This window comes from Streptomyces inhibens (genome assembly GCF_003389455.1).
GTDB classification, from domain to species: domain Bacteria; phylum Actinomycetota; class Actinomycetes; order Streptomycetales; family Streptomycetaceae; genus Streptomyces; species Streptomyces inhibens.
In genome coordinates this window covers 1-5345 of record NZ_QUAC01000365.1, presented here as the reverse complement: position 1 = coordinate 5345, position 5345 = coordinate 1, and the positions used below count along the sequence as shown (strand labels likewise).

The 5345-nt window shown below is 72.8% G+C and carries 5 protein-coding genes; 2 read left to right on the top strand and 3 right to left on the bottom strand.

The window, feature by feature from the left end; all coding sequences use genetic code 11:
* The 3 genes from DY245_RS34600 to DY245_RS34590 form a co-directional block, all read right to left on the bottom strand.
* The coding region (locus DY245_RS34600) for a DUF58 domain-containing protein (RefSeq protein ID WP_147318406.1) at positions 1-1325 on the bottom strand (1325 nt) is incomplete at its 3' end.
* Positions 1325-2326, bottom strand: a complete 1002-nt coding sequence (locus tag DY245_RS34595; protein WP_128511070.1) for an AAA family ATPase — start codon at positions 2324-2326, stop codon at positions 1325-1327. The genes DY245_RS34600 and DY245_RS34595, both read right to left, overlap by 1 nt.
* Before the next feature lie 320 nt (positions 2327-2646).
* A complete protein-coding gene (locus DY245_RS34590; RefSeq protein ID WP_128511069.1) occupies positions 2647-3207 on the bottom strand; it encodes a beta-class carbonic anhydrase in 561 nt (186 codons plus the stop codon).
* 440 nt (positions 3208-3647) lie between these two features.
* Between DY245_RS34590 and rsmH the strand changes: the two genes are divergently transcribed.
* Positions 3648-4616, top strand: a complete 969-nt coding sequence (gene rsmH / locus DY245_RS34585; protein ID WP_128511068.1) for a 16S rRNA (cytosine(1402)-N(4))-methyltransferase RsmH — start codon at positions 3648-3650, stop codon at positions 4614-4616.
* On the top strand, positions 4613-5308 hold the full coding sequence (gene ftsL / locus DY245_RS34580) for a cell division protein FtsL (RefSeq protein WP_128511067.1): 696 nt from the start codon (positions 4613-4615) through the stop codon (positions 5306-5308). The genes rsmH and ftsL overlap by 4 nt, the downstream gene beginning before the upstream one ends.
* Positions 5309-5345 lie beyond the last annotated feature (37 nt).

The following is a 5345-nucleotide window of genomic DNA, read 5'->3' as shown; positions in this document are numbered from 1 at the left end:
GCCGCCGCCGCGCGGTCCGCGGCCGCCCGCCACAGGTCGGCGAGCGCGTCACCGGGGGCCACCGGCAGCGCGGTCCAGCCCGCCCTCCGCAGTAGACGCAGCCGTTCGGCGACCGGGACCTGGCCGCCGGCGAATCTGATGCCGCCGGGGCCCCGCGTCCAGGCGTCGCCGTCCAGGACGAAGGCGATCGCCGCGCCGCTGCGCCGGCGCATCCGCTCGGCGACCGCCGCCTGCCCCTCGTCGAGATCGCCGAAGAAGGCGACCAGCAGTCCTTCGTTGCCGCCGCGCAGCACGTCGTACGCCGCCGACAGCCCGTCCTCCTCGGAGTGCTCCACGACGGCGAGGGTGTCCAGCAGCAGGCCCGCGGCGTCGGCGGACTCGGTGCCGCCGGCGAAGCTGCCGGCGCCGTCGGGGCCCGGCACCGAGCTGCCGGTGTCGGTCAGCAGCCGCACCGAGAAGCCGCGCTCCAGCAGATGCACCGCAATCGAGGCGGCGCCCGCCACCGCCCACTCGAAGGCCGAGTCGGGGCCCGTACCAGGGTGGGCGATGTCGCGGGTGTCGAGCAGGACCGTGCAGCGCGCCTTCTGCGGCTGCTCCTCCCTGCGCACCATCAGCTCGCCGTAGCGCGCGGTGGAGCGCCAGTGGATCCGGCGCAGATCGTCGCCGTGCCGATAGCCGCGCGGGATGACATCGTCCTCGCCGGCCAGCGCCAGCGAGCGCTGCCGTCCGTCGCCGTAGCCTGCGGCCTCGCCCGCCAGCCGCACCGCCGGCAGCGGTTCGACCCGCGGCACCACCGTCAGGGTGTCGACGGCGCTGAAGGAACGGGTCAGCTCACACATCCCGAAGGGGTCGGACAGCCGCAGCTGGAGCGGGCCCAGCGGATAGCGTCCGCGCAGGTCGGAGCGGACGCGGTAGGAGACCTCGCGGAGGCCGCCGGCCTCGACCCGGTCCAGGATGAAGCGTGGCCGGGGCCCGAGGACGTACGGCACCCGGTCCTGGAGCATCAGCACGCCCGTGGGCAGCCGGGAGATGTTCTCCATCCGCAGCCGGACCCGGGATTCGGCGGCCGCGGGCACCCGGGCGGGGGCGAGCGTACGGCTGCCCGCGACCCGGTAGCGGGTGCGGTGCAGGACCAGGACACACATCAGCGGAAGGGCGGCGAGCAGCAGCCCGACCCGCAGCAGATCCGCCTGCCCGAGGAGGTACGAGCACGCCGCGGCGGCCACCCCGGCCGCCAGGAACGACCTTCCGCGCGTCGTCAGCCCCCCGAGGGCCGCCCGCAGCCCGCCCCGCTCCGGCGTCCCCTCGCTCCCCCCGTCGGACATCACAACCCCCGTACGCCGGGCGGCCGTTGGCCGTGTGTCCGCCATGGCTGCGCGGACCGGTCGGGGACGGGGACGCGCTGCAGGATCTCCAGCACGATCTGCTCGGCCGTACGGCGGTTCAACTGGGCCTGGGCGGTGGGCAGCAGCCGGTGGGCGAGCACCGCCACCGCCAGCGACTGCACATCGTCCGGGAGGGCGTACTCACGGCCCAGGAGCGCGGCCGAGGCCTTGGCGGCGCGCAGCAGATGCAGGGTGGCCCGCGGTGAGGCGCCGAGCCGCAGCTCGGGGTGGCTGCGGGTGGCCACCACCAGGTCCACGGCATATCTGCGCACCGCTTCGGCGACATGGACCGTACGCACCGCGTCGACCAGCTTCACGATCTCGTGGGCGTGCGCGACCGGCTGGAGGTCGTCGAGCGGGGAGGCGCTGCCGTGCACATCCAGCATCTGCAGCTCGGCCGCCGGGCTGGGATAGCCGATCGAGACCCGCGCCATGAAGCGGTCCCGCTGCGCCTCGGGGAGGGGGTAGGTGCCCTCCATCTCCACCGGGTTCTGGGTGGCGACGACCATGAACGGGCTGGGCAGCTCGTAGGTCTGCCCGTCCATCGTGACCTGACGCTCCTCCATGGACTCCAGGAGCGCGGACTGGGTCTTGGGGGAGGCGCGGTTGATCTCGTCGCCGATCACGATCTGGGAGAAGATCGCGCCGGGCTTGAACTCGAAGTCCCGCCGCTGCTGATCGAAGATGCTGACCCCGGTGATGTCGGAGGGCAGCAGGTCGGGGGTGAACTGGATGCGCCGCACCGAGCAGTCGATGGAGCGGGCCAGCGCCTTGGCGAGCATGGTCTTGCCGACACCGGGCACATCCTCGATGAGCAGATGTCCCTCGGCCAGCAGCACGGTCAGCGCGAGCCGTACGACCTCCGGCTTGCCTTCGATCACGCTCTCCACCGACCGGTGAATCCGCTCCGCGGTGGTGCGCAGATCTCCCCATGCGTTCAGCTCTTCCCCCGCTCTCGGCTCTGCCCGAGCGGGGGGACCGCCCTGCGCGGGGGGACCCCCAAGGCTCGCTCGTTCGTCATACGTCGTCACTCGGCCCTCCTCGGCCCCGTACTACGGACCGATGCCCCCTCTGCGGACCCGGCCCACCCCGAAATGCGCGTCGCGCCCGGCCACTGCCCGGACGGCGTCACCTACGCATTCTTGCCGCCCGCGCGGCTTCACGTCATGACCTGTGGATAACTCGCACGGATATGTCCCGGCCATCCCGGCGAACCCGGCCTTTCGGGCCGGTCCGCACGTCAGCGGACCGGCCCCGCGCCTCAGGCGCGCGGATCGATCTCCCGCAGCAGCCCCGTCGTCACGTCGAAGACAAAGCCGCGGACATCGTCGGTGTGCGGCAGGAACGGCGAGGTGCGCACCCGCTGCATGGACTGCCGTACGTCCTCGTCGAGGTCCTTGAACGCCTCTACGGCCCAGGTGGGACGCTGTCCGACCTCGGCCGCCAGCTCATGGCGGAAGTCCTCGGTCAGGCTGAGCAGACCGCAGCCCGTGTGGTGGATGAGCACGATCGAGCGGGTGCCGAGTGCACGCTGGCTGATCGTCAGGGAGCGGATGATGTCGTCGGTGACCACACCGCCGGCATTGCGGATGGTGTGGCAGTCGCCGAGTTCGAGGCCGAGGGCGGCGTGCAGGTCGAGCCGGGCGTCCATACAGGCCACGACGGCGACCTTGAGGACGGGCCGGGCGTCCATTCCCGGATCGGTGAAGGCGGCGGCATAACGCTGGTTCGCCTCGACGAGGCGGTCGGTGACCGTGCCACCGGTACGGACGGCGGCGCTGTCGGCGGACGGGGGCAACGGCTGCGACGCAGGTATGGGCATGGATTCAAGGTAATCGTCGCCGGCTCTTTCGGCTGCATGAGAGGCCGGGCATAGGGGTCATCATCACTCCTTGTGAGGTAATCCACAGGCCGGCGTGCGCCCCCGCCGTCCGGGTGAGAAGGCCGCGGGAAGTCTGTGGGAAAGTCCGTGGCAAAGCCGTCGCGGGACGCGCGGAACCGGTTGATTGACCGGGACAGCCGGTGGACTAAAGTGGCGCGAAGTGGGAGGCGTGATGCTCTCCTTGGATACCGAATTCCTCGCGTGCGCGAAGGCGTACGTACGGCTCGGCCTCCTCCCGCTCCCATGGTCTTCCGACGTCACTTCCCCGTCGCCGGAGGGCCACTTCCCCTTCAGAGCGGGCGGGGACCAAGCGGTACGTGCGGCATCCCCCAGCCAACGGCCGGGGGACCCACCTGCCGCCCACCCCATTCGGAAGGCGCATGAGTAGCAACACTCGCCACGTACCCGTCATGCTCCAGCGGTGTCTGGACATGCTCGCCCCTGCGCTCGCCGAGCCCGGTGCGGTCGTCGTCGACTGCACCCTCGGCCTCGGAGGGCACAGCGAGGCGCTGCTCTCCGCCTTCCCGGCGGCCCGGCTCATCGCCCTCGACCGCGACCCGGCCGCCCTGAAGCTCGCGGGCGAGCGGCTGGCCCCGTTCGGCGACCGCGCCACCCTGGTGCACGCCGTCTACGACGAGCTCCCGGAGGTCCTCGACCGGCTGGGCACCCCGCGCGTCCAGGGCGTCCTGTTCGACCTCGGTGTCTCCTCCATGCAGCTCGACGAGGCCGACCGCGGCTTCGCGTACGCGCAGGACGCCCCGCTGGACATGCGGATGGACCAGACGACCGGCATCAGCGCCGCCGACGTCCTCAATACCTACGCGCCCGGTGAGCTGGTGCGGATCCTGCGCGCCTACGGAGAGGAGAAGCAGGCCAAGCGGATCGTCGAGGCCGTCGTCCGTGAGCGCGCCAAGGAACCGTTCACGAACAGCGCGCGGCTGGTCGAGCTGATCCGCGACGCGCTGCCGCAGGCCGCCAAGCGCACCGGCGGCAACCCCGCCAAGCGCACCTTCCAGGCGCTGCGCATCGAGGTCAACGGCGAGCTGGCGAGTGTGGAGCGTGCCATTCCGGCCGCCGTGAAGGCGCTCGCCGTGGGCGGCCGGATCGCCGTGCTCTCCTACCACTCGCTGGAGGACCGCCTGGTCAAGCAGGTCTTCGCGGCCGGCGCTGCCACCACCGCACCGGCCGGGCTGCCGGTCGTCCCCGAGCGCTACCAGCCCCGGCTGAAACTGCTGACCCGCGGCGCCGAACTCCCCACGGAAGAGGAGGTCGCCGAGAACCGCCGCGCCGCTCCCGCCCGGCTGCGCGGCGCGGAGCGCATCCGCGAGAACGTCGAGGACACCGCGTGAAAGGCCCGGGGCGGCCGCGGGCAAGGCAGAGACGCCTTGCCGCGCTGTTCCCCTCCGGCGGTACCGCCCGCGGCACCGCGGCGCGCACCCCCTTCGTCCTGCTCATCGTCGTCCTCCTGGGCTCCGGGCTGATCACCCTGCTGCTGCTCAACTCCGCCCTGAACCAGGGGTCGTTCGAGCTCAGCAAGCTGGAGAAGAAGACCGACGAGCTGACGGACGAGCAGCAGGCGCTGCAGCAGGAGGTGGACGCCTACTCCGCCCCGGGCGCGCTGGAGCGGCGCGCCCGGGGGCTGGGGATGGTGCCCGGCGGCAGCCCCGCTTTCCTGCTCCCGGACGGCACGGTCCGCGGCAAGCCGAGGGCGGCCACGTCCGAGGGGGCGCCGCTGAGCACCTCCGCCGAGCCGTCGGTCCTGGGCGCGGCGGGCCTGACCGCCGCATCGGCCCCACCCGCCCCGCCGGTCCCGCCCGTGCCACCGGTCCAGCCACCGCCCGTCGAGCCGCCGGTCCCGCCCGGCGCACTGGGCCCGGACAGCACACCGGGCGCGGCGGTCACCCACGGCAACCCGGCCCCGCCGGCCTCCGCGTACCCCCCGGCCTCCCCGGTCGCCGCCGACTCGCGCGCCTCGTCCGACCCCACCGCTCCCGCACCCGGCTCCGCGCCCGCCCCCTTCCCGACGACCTTCGGCAGGTGAACGCGGTATGACCGAGCCCAGGGACCCGCGCCGGGTA

Bases quoted from the DNA above. Each gene is read 5' to 3' on its own strand.
- DY245_RS34590 (WP_128511069.1), bottom strand. From the start codon at position 3,207: ATGCCCATACCTGCGTCGCAGCCGTTGCCCCCGTCCGCCGACAGCGCC.
- rsmH (WP_128511068.1), top strand. From the start codon at position 3,648: ATGAGTAGCAACACTCGCCACGTACCCGTCATGCTCCAGCGGTGTCTG.